The organism is Persicobacter sp. CCB-QB2 (assembly GCF_001274635.1).
GTDB classification, from domain to species: domain Bacteria; phylum Bacteroidota; class Bacteroidia; order Cytophagales; family Cyclobacteriaceae; genus Persicobacter; species Persicobacter diffluens.
The window spans coordinates 755,532-769,270 of sequence record NZ_LBGV01000001.1 but is presented as its reverse complement, the minus strand read 5'-3'; the positions used below and the strand labels follow the sequence as shown (position 1 = coordinate 769,270).

General features: G+C 42.4%; 14 protein-coding genes. 8 read left to right on the top strand and 6 right to left on the bottom strand.

Annotated features, from left to right (window positions below; all coding sequences use genetic code 11):
- Nucleotides 1-2: 2 nt before the first annotated feature.
- The 8 genes from NG22_RS03555 (at nt 3) to NG22_RS03515 (ending at nt 6,821) form a co-directional block, all read left to right on the top strand.
- A complete protein-coding gene (locus NG22_RS03555; RefSeq protein WP_053404446.1) occupies nt 3-932 on the top strand; it encodes a DUF4340 domain-containing protein in 930 nt (309 codons plus the stop codon).
- Between the two features lie 645 nt (nt 933-1,577).
- Nucleotides 1,578-2,384, top strand: a complete 807-nt coding sequence (locus NG22_RS03545) for a DUF1338 domain-containing protein (RefSeq protein ID WP_053404444.1) — start codon at nt 1,578-1,580, stop codon at nt 2,382-2,384.
- Between the two features lie 91 nt (nt 2,385-2,475).
- A complete protein-coding gene (locus NG22_RS03540) occupies nt 2,476-3,027 on the top strand; it encodes a hypothetical protein (protein WP_053404443.1) in 552 nt (183 codons plus the stop codon).
- 5 nt (nt 3,028-3,032) lie between these two features.
- Nucleotides 3,033-3,782, top strand: a complete 750-nt coding sequence (locus tag NG22_RS03535; protein ID WP_053404442.1) for a hypothetical protein — start codon at nt 3,033-3,035, stop codon at nt 3,780-3,782.
- A 29-nt stretch (nt 3,783-3,811) separates the two neighbouring features.
- Nucleotides 3,812-4,531 carry a hypothetical protein gene (locus tag NG22_RS03530; RefSeq protein ID WP_053404441.1) on the top strand — a complete coding sequence of 240 codons (720 nt, stop codon included), beginning with the start codon at nt 3,812-3,814 and terminating at the stop codon, nt 4,529-4,531.
- Between the two features lie 64 nt (nt 4,532-4,595).
- The gene (locus NG22_RS03525) at nt 4,596-5,312 is read left to right on the top strand and encodes a hypothetical protein (protein ID WP_053404440.1); all 717 of its coding nucleotides are present in this window, start codon (nt 4,596-4,598) and stop codon (nt 5,310-5,312) included.
- A gap of 68 nt (nt 5,313-5,380) precedes the next feature.
- The gene (locus tag NG22_RS03520; protein WP_157600846.1) at nt 5,381-6,088 is read left to right on the top strand and encodes a hypothetical protein; all 708 of its coding nucleotides are present in this window, start codon (nt 5,381-5,383) and stop codon (nt 6,086-6,088) included.
- 64 nt (nt 6,089-6,152) lie between these two features.
- The gene (locus NG22_RS03515) at nt 6,153-6,821 is read left to right on the top strand and encodes a hypothetical protein (protein WP_053404438.1); all 669 of its coding nucleotides are present in this window, start codon (nt 6,153-6,155) and stop codon (nt 6,819-6,821) included.
- Between the two features lie 60 nt (nt 6,822-6,881).
- Here the strand turns inward: NG22_RS03515 and ftsZ are convergent, their stop codons facing one another.
- The 6 genes from ftsZ to murG form a co-directional block, all read right to left on the bottom strand.
- Nucleotides 6,882-8,567, bottom strand: a complete 1,686-nt coding sequence (gene ftsZ, locus NG22_RS03510) for a cell division protein FtsZ (protein WP_053404437.1) — start codon at nt 8,565-8,567, stop codon at nt 6,882-6,884.
- Nucleotides 8,568-8,628: 61 nt separating this feature from the next.
- Nucleotides 8,629-10,053 carry a cell division protein FtsA gene (gene ftsA / locus NG22_RS03505; protein ID WP_053404436.1) on the bottom strand — a complete coding sequence of 475 codons (1,425 nt, stop codon included), beginning with the start codon at nt 10,051-10,053 and terminating at the stop codon, nt 8,629-8,631.
- A gap of 91 nt (nt 10,054-10,144) precedes the next feature.
- The gene (locus tag NG22_RS03500; protein ID WP_157600845.1) at nt 10,145-10,885 is read right to left on the bottom strand and encodes a cell division protein FtsQ/DivIB; all 741 of its coding nucleotides are present in this window, start codon (nt 10,883-10,885) and stop codon (nt 10,145-10,147) included.
- Nucleotides 10,886-11,079: 194 nt separating this feature from the next.
- Nucleotides 11,080-11,994 (bottom strand): UDP-N-acetylmuramate--L-alanine ligase, encoded by a 915-nt coding sequence (gene murC, locus NG22_RS03495; RefSeq protein WP_367379219.1) that lies wholly within the window; start codon nt 11,992-11,994, stop codon nt 11,080-11,082.
- Between the two features lie 20 nt (nt 11,995-12,014).
- A complete protein-coding gene (locus tag NG22_RS18265; protein WP_367379218.1) occupies nt 12,015-12,476 on the bottom strand; it encodes a Mur ligase domain-containing protein in 462 nt (153 codons plus the stop codon).
- A 10-nt stretch (nt 12,477-12,486) separates the two neighbouring features.
- Complete coding sequence (gene murG / locus NG22_RS03490; protein WP_053404434.1) at nt 12,487-13,596, bottom strand: undecaprenyldiphospho-muramoylpentapeptide beta-N-acetylglucosaminyltransferase; 1,110 nt, start codon at nt 13,594-13,596, stop codon at nt 12,487-12,489.
- Between the last annotated feature and the right edge of the window lie 143 nt (nt 13,597-13,739).

Here is a 13,739-nt window from a genome sequence, read left to right as displayed (position 1 = left end):
TTATGAGAACCAACACACAACTGCTCATTATATTAATTGGACTGCTGGTTTGGTTTGTCGTTTCAATCTCGGTAGACTTTAGCGACCGCCAAAAATTTACGGACCTGAACGCCTTTACCATAGCGGACACCGCCGCTATTCGCAGCATTGAGATCACCAACCAACAGGAGGTGACTTTATTAAACCGCCAAAAAAACGGCTGGCTTGTCAACGAGCTACCGGCAGAAAGCGGTATGATTGATGTTATGCTCAGCATCCTCAACCAAATGGAGGTGAAACGCCGGGTGCCGAAACGAGAGCAAGAATCGGTTTATCGATTATTGACCGAAAATGGCATAAAAGTAAAAGTTACCAGCAGTGAGGGCAGCTCCGAATTTATAACTGTAGGAAATCCGGCCAAAACGCTTTCTTATTTTCAAAAAGAGGATGATGTCCCGGCCATTGTACACCTACCGGGTTACAACAGCTATGTGACCGGTATTTTCGAAGTATTGCCAAATGATTGGCGAAAGCGAGCGATTTTCGAATCCAGCCCAAGATCTTTGAAAAGCCTGCAATTACAATATCCCGGACATCCGGAAGACAATTTTGAAATCACCTCCAATAGTATAAAATGGGAGATCGAGGGATTGCCGGAGGGAGATCAAAAATTGCTCAATCAATACTTAAGTCAATTTGCCTATTTACAGGTAGATCAGTATTTGGATCGCGGGCAGGTTAAAGAATTAGACAGCCTGATTGCAAGCCAACCGATGGCCATTATCACCATTGATGACATCCGAAAAGAACACAATGGAGAACTCAAGCTTTTCCCCACAGCTAAGGGGGAAAAAATGCTGGCTGGCCTTCTAAACGATGAACAGATTGTGCTCATCGAAAAGAGGCGGGCAAAAGCGTTGCTAGCCAAAAGAAGTGATTTTCTATCAGAATAAGCCGGATTATGCAGCGCAAGATTCAACCATCCAGACCAAGGACCGGGCCTTATCTTCAGGCACAGAGGGAATTGTTTCTGGATTTGAAATAGTTGAATTGGAGCAGGCTAGCGTTTCACTCATCTGCTATGTTGTAAAAAAACGATATAAGGAAAATTCCTTCATTTACCACCATGCAGCTAAAGAAGGATAGAAGCATACATCATTCGGATTAAGAAAAGAGGCTGTCTCAGTTGATGAGACAGCCTCTTTTTTTTAAGATGCAGGTAACCTCCCAGAAGCTCGTTTTCAAATAAGCGATTCTTAAGCCGAATTACTCACCGCTACATTTATCAATCACAAGTGACTTATCTTCAGCTTCTTAGAGCTTATTTTCTTTAAATTATAATAGCCCCAATTTGGACAAAATGCTTTCTCCTCATTCATCTGCTTCCTTGAAAAAAAAGAATTTGGAAAAATTCCTCCATTATACCGCCTTGCAGCTAAAGCAGGATTTATTAGGCTTAATCCGGCTGGAAAAGCAAAATTTACTTTTGAGACCACCGCTTTATTAATAACCGAAGGCGGAAGATAAATATTGTTATTTTTTTCTTATTTCGGCGGGCTATTGTTAAATTCTATACATCAACAATAAACCCAGTTCCCATGCAAGCACAGAATCTTGATGCGTTATTAGCTCAAATGTGGAAAGATTATTCCCACATGAACCCCCAGGTCAGAAAAATATACAATAGCTTATTAGAACAGGAGGATAAGGTGGTCAATGATCATATTGCTCTTCGGACTTATAATGACCCCCGGGTAAATATTGAGGTATTGAAAAAGCCATTTATCGAGGGGGGCTATAAGGAAAAAGGAGAATATGAATTCAAAGCAAAAAAGCTATATGCTAAACACTTTGAACATCTGGATCCACTGATGCCCAAAATATTTATTTCTGAATTAAAGCTGGAAGAATTCTCCCCGGCATTGAACCAAACGGTGCGCGAACTTTTGGATCAAATTCCTGAGGGCATGAATGAGCGATATGATTTTGTGAATATAGGACGCCCCTGGAAGCTCGATTATTCCACTTATCTGAAATTATTAGAAGAAAGTGAATATGCCGGCTGGATGGCCGCACACGGCTTCCGGCCTAACCATTTCACCGTTTTTGTCAACCACCTAAAAAGCATCCATAGCCTGATAGGCATGAATGATTATATCAAACGATTAGACTTTAAATTAAATACTTCCGGTGGTGAAATAAAAGGTTCCAAAGATGTCTTGTTAGAGCAATCCTCCACCCTTGCCGACACTGTAGAAGTGGAATTTACAGACGGCAAACATGCCATTCCGGCCTGTTACTATGAATTTGCCTATCGCTACCCTACTGAAGAGGGGAAACTATACTCAGGTTTTGTCGCCCAGTCTGCAGACAAAATTTTTGAAAGCACCAATCAGGGACAATAAGTGGTCTTTTAACACTTATTTGATATAAAATAAGACATTTGTCATATTGAGTCTTTCATTAATGTAGTACATTGAATAAAAACCTACACTAATGAAAAGACTCTTTTTTTTATTGACCATCAACCTCAGTCTATGGTCCTGCATAGGGGACGACTGTTGTGTTGATCCTCTCCCACCTGGAAACACCCGCTTTGACCTGAATAAGATTTATGAGCCCATCTATGCGGAAACCACAGAAATCCCAACACAACTAGCTAAAAAAAGAGCTATTGAGTCTGCCGGACAGGTGACGATTTATCAACACTACCTCATGATTGCCGAAAGCGGAATAGGGATACACATTATCAATAATGAAAATCCCGAAAATCCACAAAAAATTGGATTCCTACCTATTGCCGCAATCAACGGCTTTTCCATCAAAAATGATTTTATATATGCCAAACACCTCAGTGATTTGGTTGTATTGAAAATTAATTTTGAGCAATCCACCGTGGAGGAGGTTCAACGCCTTTCGGACCAATTTCCACACAATGTATATGATGAACTCCCTCCTGGTTTGAAAATAGTCTGTCCGGATGAAAGCAAGGGCGAGATTATCGGATGGAAAGAATCAAAGGCTACCTCCACAAAATGTAAAAGATAAACACCATGAAAAAGACACTAAACCTACTTTTGATTCTTTGCCTTGGTGTATGGATAGCGGCCTGTAATGAAAATAGCGATATGGGACCCAATTCATCAACAGGAATAAATGGTTCCATGGCGCAATTCGCCATTTCCTCAGACTACCTGTTCATGCTCAATCCACCTATGGGCAAATTATCCTCCTACACCATTCATCAGGATAATGGAACGCTGGAATTCAATAAATCGAAAAATATTAGCCGAGAGATGGAGACCCTCTTCCCCACAGAGGATTATCTTTTTATTGGAACTTCAACAGGTGTTTTAATTTATGACATTAGTGCCGGCAACCACCTGAACAAAATTTCAGAATTTGATCACATTCGCTCCTGCGACCCTGTTGTTGTCCAATTTCCTTATGCCTATTCAACCCTTAGAGCGGGCAATGCCTGCTGGAATGAGGTGAACCAACTGGACATTATCAATCTGGAAGACATCCAACGGCCTACGCTCGTCAAAACTATTCCACTGGAAAACCCACATGGTCTTGGTATTGATAATGACCTCCTTTTTATCTGCGAAGGGAACTGGGGGCTTAAAGTCTTTGATATTAGTGATCCCATTGACCCTGTGCTCCTCCAAAGTTTTCAGGATATCCATGCCTTTGATTTAATCCCTCATAATCAAACCCTGGTCATTATCGGTAATGACGGCATTGTCCAGTATAGCTATCGCGATCAGCAAAACATCAAATTAATCAGCCAAATTCAATAGATACAAGGCCTAAAGCGGCCATCACCTCAATGAAAATCATCACCTTTCTCCTTTTATTTGTCCCTTGCCTTTCACATGCGCAAAATGACATTAAGCCAAAACAATATCAACAGCCTAATGATAGCATTGAAACCAGAATAAAAATTTTTCCGACCGAGCTACCTCATGCTATTCGCATTGATCTTTATAAGGCCTTCATGGAACGACCCGTTTATGAAATTTCGTATGAACATCCCTTAGGGACTCGAAATGCACTTCAAACGGATATTTTTTATACTGAAAACCAGGGACCTGACCCTGCCTACAGAAGGCAATATGACATGGACTTTAATTACATGAATGGCTATGGCCTTAACCTGACTTATAAATACTATCAAAAAACCAGACACGACAATTACCGGTATTATTTCGGCCTTGGGCTGGCAGCTAAGCACTATTTTTTCCAAAGAACCGGAGACATTAGTATTACGGATAACGACGGATATATTTATTATAATACTAAAGCCTTCGAGCAAAGCTGCTTTACTTATGGATTTACGGTAAATAATGGCTACCAATTCCGTATTTCTCAAAAGCTGGAGCTGGGAGTAGACTGGGGGCTAGAATTTAAAAGGCTCAATATCTATAAGAATGGCGGAATAGATAATGAGTTTATATATTTTGAAACCCGCAGAGTACCTAATGATTACGAATTCCTTTCGTCGCAGGTAAGTTTGATCTTAGGCATCAGGATGGCTTATCTCTGGTAATCTAACCCTGGCAAAATACGAAAAACCTACCGGCCATCCTTTCATTTTTTAATCGATCATTATAGTGAAACACCTCTGTATTCTTCTGTTATTTATACCCGGCCTTTTAATAGCGCAAAGTGAAATCCCGGAAAACGATTCTATTCCGGCGACCATCATTATGGTGAAATACAAACCCTCAAAACAACTCCCTGATAGACCACACCATGCCCTTCGGTTTGACCTTTTCAAAGCGGTCGCTAGGCAGCCTGCCTATCAGCTCTCTTATGAAAATTCTTTTGGAAAGCGATCAGCCTTGCAAACGGACTTATTCTTTGGCAGACATCAGCAAGACCCTTCCAATCAGGAGTACCAATACGACCTGGTGAATAGTTACGGACTGAAGCTTTTCTATAAACGCTATCACAAAAGCCGACACCGAAATTACCGCTACTATCTCGGAGCCGGACTTTTCACCAAACATTACACTTTTCATAAATCCGGAGAAGTCAAAATAGCCCCATACACGGAATTTCTGAGTGGTGAGCTGAAGCACTTTAAGCAACGCTATTTATCGTATGGGATCAGCCTGAATAACGGATACCTGTTCCGCCTTTCAAAAAGGTTGGAACTGGGGATCGACTGGAGTATTGAACTTCATCAACTCCACCTCTATGATAATGAGGCGGAAAACTATCAGTTCATACAGGGAAGGAATTATAATCAAATGCCCGATGATTACCGTTCACTCACCGAGCCTGTATGGGTAGCTTTCGGGATCTCTCTTGGCTATTTGTGGTAAAAGCCAGACGAATGGAAAAGTCCCTCCCCCTGCCCCAACATTTATTAATGCTAGCCTACAAAATTGTTATGAAATACATCACCCTGCTCCTGCTGTTTCTACCCAGTATATTATGGGCGCAAAATGAAATGACAGAAAATGACTCCACCCAGAACTACATTTATAAAATAAAGGACAAAAAATATTTACCTGCATACCTTCCACATGCGATTCGCTTAGACCTTTTTGAGGTATTCCTGCGACAACCACCGGCATATGAGCTGTCTTATGAACAACCGATCAAAGAACGTAATGCGCTGCAAACAGATTTTTTCGTCACCAGCCACCAACAGAAAAAGGAGGAGTTAAGCGACTATAATGAGATGAAGGGCTATGGCCTCCGCCTAGTATATAAATACTATCAGAAAACCCGACACCGAAACTACCGCTATTATCTCGGCTTTGGTCTTGCAGCGAAACACTACTACTTTCAAAAAACCGGAGAGGTGTTGATTTATGATGAAAATAGCATGTATTCACATTCTGAACCTAAAGATTTTGAACAACGTCATCTGTCCTATGGCTTCAGTCTCCACAATGGTTACCTATACCGCTTTACAAAAAAACTAGAGGTCGGGATCGATTGGGGAGTAGAATTCAGAAGGGCCCGCCTCTATGATAATGAGGTCGAAAATTACGCGACAAAAAAATTTATCTCTGATATCCCCAAAGATTACCACTCCATTACAGAACCCGCTTGGCTGGTCTTTAGCGTAAGCTTGGGCTATTTGTGGTAGCAAAATAAAAAAAAACACTACGGAACAGCTTCAAAAATTCTCCATCTCCAAACATGCTTTCATCATGAAATACTTAACACTTTTCTTCCTTGTGATACCAGGAATACTATTTGCACAAGACCATACCCCTTACTATAAATACCAAAAGCACTACCCGGAATATCATCCCAGGGCGATTCGAATTGATGCCTACAGGGCCATACTCAATAAGCCTGAATACGCTATTGCCTATGAGCATCCCTATAATGAAAAAAACGCCCTGCAGACGGAACTCTACTTCACGGAAAACACGCCAAATACCGCGCTCCATGATGTTGAGGATTACCAATACATGAATGGTTATGGCTTAAATATGGTATACAAATATTACCAGAGAACGCGACATCAAAACTACCGATATTATTTCGGCATGGGATTAGCAGCCCGCTATTTTGATTTTAAAAGAAATGGATTTCTGGAAGTAAGAAAAGACAACCAATACCTTTACAGCATCGAGAAGGATTATCAACAAACGCTTTTCACTTATGGCTTCAGTTTGAATACCGGCTATCAATTCCGGCTTTCGGAAAAATTTGAACTGGGGATTGATACGGGATTAGAATTTCGGAAAGTGAATATCAGTGCTAATGAAGAGGTAAATAATTATGAACACCATACGCTTCCGAATGATTATTATGTACAGGAATCTCCTGTTTGGCTGGTATTTGGAATCAAACTAGGTTATATGTGGTAAAAGCGCATCCTCAAACGACAAGACGAAAAACGGCGACCTGATGGGGTCGCCGTTTTTTATTTAATCTACATTGTCATGTAGAAATCGGTTATTTCCTAAAAGCTTATTGTTCGGGCTTACCTGAAAGCGAGAGGCATTTTCTTCTGAAGAAGGCTTCACCTCATTTAAAGGTTTCTTTCTCCTTAAGTAAGCCGGCTGAGAAATCATTTCTTTATAATCTTCCTCATCCTCTACCGGACGATGGCCATACATTTCACGCTCTCGCCTCTGGCGTTCCTCCTCCAGAGCTCTTCGCTTTTTGCGAATTTCCTCTTCATCAGGAACACTGATGTCATGACGTTTACCTTCAATGGTTTTCTCATCATCACGGAGATCATAAGTCACCACGCCATTATTTTCATGTTCATCATCCGCAGGTACCGGAGGAATGCCATAGTCTCCCGGATTAGAGAAATCATTCACCGGATCCTTCACTGAGATCTCCATTTCTATTGGCTCGGAGGTGGCTTGGGACTCTCTATCCGGAGCAACCGTTGGCTCCGAAACCGGCGCAACCTTCACTGATTCCGTAGTCGGCAAAGGGTTGGCTTTAATCACCGTTTCATGCGCTACCGGCTCCGTTGGAACCGGCGTATTTTCCTCCTGAACGGCATTTACCTGACTAGCAATACTTTCCGTACGGATGGTTTTACCGCTATCTACATCAATAATTTTTTTTTTGGCCTCCAGAAGTTGAGTTTCATTGTTATCGGAATCGTCTTCTCCTTCCTTATCCTCAAATCCCGTGGCGATAACCGTAACACGAATCTTTTCACCTAGCTCCGGCACTACACCATGCCCCCAGATAACATCCTCGGCATCCTCTCCGGCTCTTTCCTGAATAAATTCAGTAATATCGGCCAATTCCTGCATATCCAATTCCGCATCCTCTCCGGACATAATCGAAAGCAAAATGCGCTTGGCGCCGCGGATATCCCGGTTGTTCAACAATGGGGAAGCAATGGCAGCCTCTGCCGCTCTGATTGCACGATCTTCTCCATGTACTTCCGCAGATCCCATCACAGAAGCACGAGAATCTTTCATGACGGTTTTCACATCTTCAAAATCGACATTGACTTCCGCATGAACAGAAATAATTTCCGCAATAGATTTGGCCGCAGTGGTCAAAATCTCATCCGCTTTGGCAAAAGCCTCGCGAACTTTCATATTGGAATAAATGTCTTTCAGTTTATCGTTCAATATAACGATCACCGTATCGCAATATTCCTTTAATTCCTCAATTCCTTCCAGTGCACGTCTTTGCTTGGAACGGCCTTCAAAGCCAAAAGGAAAAGTCACTATTCCGACGGTCAAAATATCCATCTCGCGAGCTACCTGCGCAATTACAGGAGCAGCTCCGGTACCGGTACCTCCACCCATTCCTGCGGTGATAAATACCATTTTGGTATGCTCTCCCAACAACTCACGGATTTCCTCTTTATTTTCCTGAGCAGCCTCACGGCCACGCTCAGGCTTCGCTCCAGCCCCCAAACCAGCGGTAAGGTTTACCCCGATCTGTAATTTTTTGGGCACGGGATTGTTCTTCAGGGCCTGCGCATCGGTATTACAAACCACAAAATCAACATCGTTGATTCCAAGATTGTACATATACTTTACGGCGTTTCCTCCTCCGCCACCTACTCCAATCACCTTAATGATGGAGGACTTATCAACTGGAATATCGAAAGTGTAAGACGTGTCACTCATATTATCTGTATATCTTTATCCGTATTAGACGGCTTATTGCTCAATAATTCATTAAAGGTGTTTAGACATCTTCGTCTTCGACCAAGAAGGTTCTCACCTGATTGAAAATTTTCTTAAAAATGGTCCCTCCTTCTTCCCTGGGAGCTTCTTCAGCTTTTGGGGCCGATTTAGCAGCGCCAGAAGGTGTTGTTGCTCTTGGAGGGGTTTGAGGCTCCCTCCTTTCGCGAACGGAGGTTTCCGTCACCGAGGACACCGGATTATCGGTAGTACTCATGATCGGCTGATGGGACTTTTTACTTCTGATGCGCTCATATCGATCCTGACGATCATCCAAAGCGCGGAAGCCGGTCAACACCAAGCCAACGGCAGTGGCAAAGATAGGACTCTTGACCTCTTCCGTCTGACTTCTGCCCAAATACTCATTCGGATAACCGATGCGTACCTCAAGGCCCGTCATCAATTCTACCAGTGGTTTCAAATTGCTCAGCAATGCCCCACCACCGGTGATCACTATACCTGCTGACAGTTTTTTAGCATAACCACTATTTAAAATATGCATATGGATCAGCTCCACAATTTCCTCCATTCTGGCTTCAATAATGTAAGACAGATTCTTTACGGAAATTTCCTTTGGAGCACGATCACGCAAGCCCGGAATCGAAACGACTTCCTGATCAGAAGCTTCATCCGAAAGGGCGGAACCAAATTTCATTTTCAAGGCTTCCGCCTGTTGTGTCATCACCTGACAACCCTGCTTGATATCATCCGTGATAATATTCCCGCCTAAAGGAATTACTGCGGTATGGCGGATAATGCTATCATGGAAAATGGCAATGTCAGTGGTTCCTCCTCCAATATCCACAAGGCAAACCCCTGCTTCTTTCTCTTCAGAGCTTAAAACGGCCATCGCCGAAGCCAAAGGCTCCAGAATCAACTCTCCTCGGGAAAGTCCGGCCTGATCGACACATTTGTTGATGTTTTTAATGGCGGTGGACTGTGCGGTAATAATATGAAAGTCCCCCTCCAATTTAATTCCGGTCATGCCCACAGGATCAACCACGGATTCATTATGATCCACGGTATAACTTTGTGGCATGGCGTGAATAATCTCACAACCCGGCTGTACCACCAAGCGGTACATGTCATTCTGAAGATTTTCTACATCTTCTACAGAAATCACCTCATCACTATTCTCACGGGTGATGGAACCGTGCTGAAAACTACTGTTAATATGCTGGCCAGCAATGCCCACATTCACGACGGAAATATTGACATTGGAGGCCTGAGACGCCTCAGAAATGGCTTTTTCAATCGCCTCAGTGGTCCTATCCAAATTACTGACAATCCCTCTGACCACTCCGTCCGATACTGCTTTTCCCACCCCAAGAACTTCCAGCTTCTCGTTCTTGTCTTTACGCCCGACAACGGCGCAAATCTTGGTGGTCCCAATATCTAGTCCAACAACTATTTTTTCTTTTCCTTCCATTTACCGCATATATTTCAACAAGGAATTTCCTTGCAATAGATTCTCAAGCATCAAATAAGGCACTCACCTTATAATTAATAAAACAAATCAATTATTCACAAATAATTTGATCCTTATATTTCAAATTGATTTGATCATATATACCCCATCCTTTTGCGGGAATTACATAATCATAATACGCCTTTAACTTTCGAAGTTTCTCATCAATATCTGTAGCTGCTCCGAAAATTATTTTTTCTCGCCCGACCTGTGGATGCATCACAACGCTACCTCCCTGATCCACATTGAGTTCGGCAATTTGAGCCCTCAAAAAAGGGTTCTGATGAATCGATTCAATCAGGTATAATAAACTATCTCTTTCAGGTAGTGTATCATGCTGTTGAATGATCATCCGGTCTGCAAAATCTCCTCTAACCAAAAGTACTCTGGCTGTAAAAACATCCGACACCCCCAACAACTCTTTGTCTTCACTCACATAGGCATCCTTTGCAGATTCCCGAATAAGTCTCGCCATCAATTCTTTTTGCTCTACTTCAACAAAAATGCTCCCATCCATATTTCTGCTCACCACAGAAGACTTCACGAAAGCATGTTCCTTGATGCGATCTTCCAATAATTTCAATTCCAACTCCCCACTTAAAGCGCCCTCCAATTGAGTACGCCCCTTATCACTCATCAGTTTCCTTACTTCTTCCTCATCCAAAAAAAACTGATCGTAATTTCGGTGAATAAAAATATCCACCTCATTTATCGGACGGTTGACTGGCCTGGCGTAAACTAAAATATATCCCAAAACCAGCACCACAACGGATAGGATTATTTTGGGAACCATTTTTAATTTCACTCGACCTTTCATCGGATTCTTACTAGTAAATTTTTATTAAATGAACGAAAAATACCCTAAATAAAGTATTCTACCCCAAAATATAACAGGAATTTATATAAAGATGAAAGAGAACAATCTGAGAAAAAAAATATTTTTTCTGAAATAGTCCATACCCCTTCATTTAACCTTATCCTAGTCAATTAATTAGCCTGTTCAGCTTGCAAAATCGCTTTAATTTCCGGAATCAGGCGATCAATATCCCCTGCGCCAAGGGTCAGGAACAAATGTGGCAAATCCTGCTTAATTCGTTCCAATAGCCCTTCTTTAGATAAAAGCGTTTTGGATTTTGCGGGGATCTTCTCCAATAATACCTCAGCGCTTACTCCCGGAATAGGCAACTCCCTGGCAGGGTAAATGTCCAACAAAAACACCTCATCTGCCAAGCCCAAAGCTTTTCCAAAATCTTCCATAAAATCCTGCGTTCTGCTAAAAAGGTGGGGCTGGAAAGCAATGGATAACTTTTTATCCGGAAATAATGCCCTTACGGATTTAAGACAAGCTTCAATTTCTTCCGGATGATGTGCATAATCATCGATATAAATCCTGTCCTCCTGCTTTACAATATATTCGAAACGCCTTTTCACGCCCTGAAAATCGGCCACTGCCTTTTTAATAGCCGCATCAGAGAGGCCATGTCCGCGAGCAATAGTAATGGCCGCTACCATATTTTCTACATTATGAAAACCTGGCACATAAAGCTTTAAATCTTGAATAAAACAGTCTTCTGACTTATAATTAAAAAGAAAAGCACCCTGATCCGCCCGAATATCCTGCGCCTGTGCCATACCGCTATCAATACCATAAGTAATTATGGAAATATCGGTTCGGTGGTCCGCCAAATTCGCAATCTCTTCCTGAATAATTAGATTACCACCCGCAGGAAGTTTATCGATATATTCCCGAAAAGCCTGCAACAAAGCCTCATGCGTGCCATAAATATCTAAATGATCTGCCCCGGCGGAAGTGATAATGGCTTCTCTGGGAGAAAGCCGATGGAAGGAACGATCAAATTCATCCGCCTCCACCACACAAAGTGCATTGGAGGAAGCATTCACCAAAAGGTTGGAATCAAAATTTACACTGATCCCCCCAAGAATGCGGCCGTATCTTTCCCACCATGATGCAGCAAATGCGCCAACATCGTCGAGGTAGAAGTTTTCCCATGTGTACCCGCTACCCCAATAGTATATAAATTCCTCGATAACAAGCCTAAAACTTCTGATCGCTTAAACAGCGCTACCCCTGCCGATTTTAAAAAGACCAGCTCCTGATGCTCCTTAGGAATGGCCGGCGTATACACTACCAAAGTGCCTGCTTTTTTATTTTTGATGTCCTGCGGAATATGGGCGATATCTTCCTCATAATACACGGGCATTCCCTCTTGCTCTAATTTGCGCGTCAAAGGGCTAGGCGTTTTATCATAACCAGACACCTTCGCCCCTCTCTGATGAAAATAACGGGCAAGATTACTCATGCCAATGCCCCCTATGCCAATAAAATATACAGTATGGAAATCCTGTCCTTCCATGAATTTCATTAATAAAAACCTAAACTAATTGCTCTGCTTCATTTACAATCTCTGCCGCAGCATCTGGCCTGGCCTGTTGCAAAATGGCATTGGAAAGTTTTGAGCGCAAAGTCTCATTCTGGAACAAGTCCAGGGTAACTTCCGCTAACTTACTTTTTGCCTCTACATCTTTTACCATCAAGGCCGCATCGGCCTCTACCAATTGTAAAGCATTCTTGGTTTGATGATCCTCCGCCACATTGGGTGAAGGTACAAAAACAGTTGGTTTCCCCACCAAACACAGTTCGGATACTGATAGCGCTCCCGCGCGGGAAATAACGACATCCGCCACGGAATAAGCCAGATCCATGGCCTTGATAAACTCATGCGGATGCACATCCTGCAATCCTTTTGCCTCTAGCGAAGAGCTTACTTCTTTATAATAAAACTTCCCGATCTGCCACAAAACCTGTACGCCTGCTGCTAAATATTTTTCAACATCCTGCAGCATGGTATCGTTAATGGTTCTTGCTCCCAGGGATCCGCCTAACACCAACAACACCGGCTTGTCACTATCCAAGCCAAAATGCGCTAAGCCTTCCGCCCTTTTACTATTCGCTCCAATAATGTCGGAACGTACCGGATTCCCCGTAATGACTATCTTTTCTTTGGGAAAGAATTTGTCCATGCCCGGAGTAGCTACACAAACTTTATCCACCTGATCAGCCAACCACTTATTCGTCAGTCCTGCAAAAGCATTTTGCTCCTGAATCAAAGTAGGAATACCCATACGGCTGGCCATTTTCAACAAAGGGCCGGAAGCGTAGCCACCAACTCCTATGGCCAAATCCGGCTTAAAACTTTTAATAATCTTTCGGGCTTTCCATAGCGAGCTGATCAGCTTTAAAGGAAATGCCAGATTATCTAAGGTCAATCGGCGCTGAATCCCACTGATCCAAAGTCCTTCTATGGGGTATCCTGCCTCCGGAACTTTGGTCATTTCCATTTTTCCTTCCGCTCCCACAAAGAGAATTTCTACCTTTGGATTTCGGTTTTTGATTTCATTGGCAATAGCAATAGCGGGATATATATGCCCACCGGTACCTCCCCCACTGATAATCACCCGATTAATTATTTGAGATTGCGCCATAAAGTTTATGCAATTTTTATCATTAAAAATCTTCTTCTGAATTATTGTTGATATTCAAATCATCGCATTCAAAATCGCAGTAATGTAGCCATTTTGCACAAAAAAGGCATCATAAAATGACGCCTTAAATTAATGAGATTAGT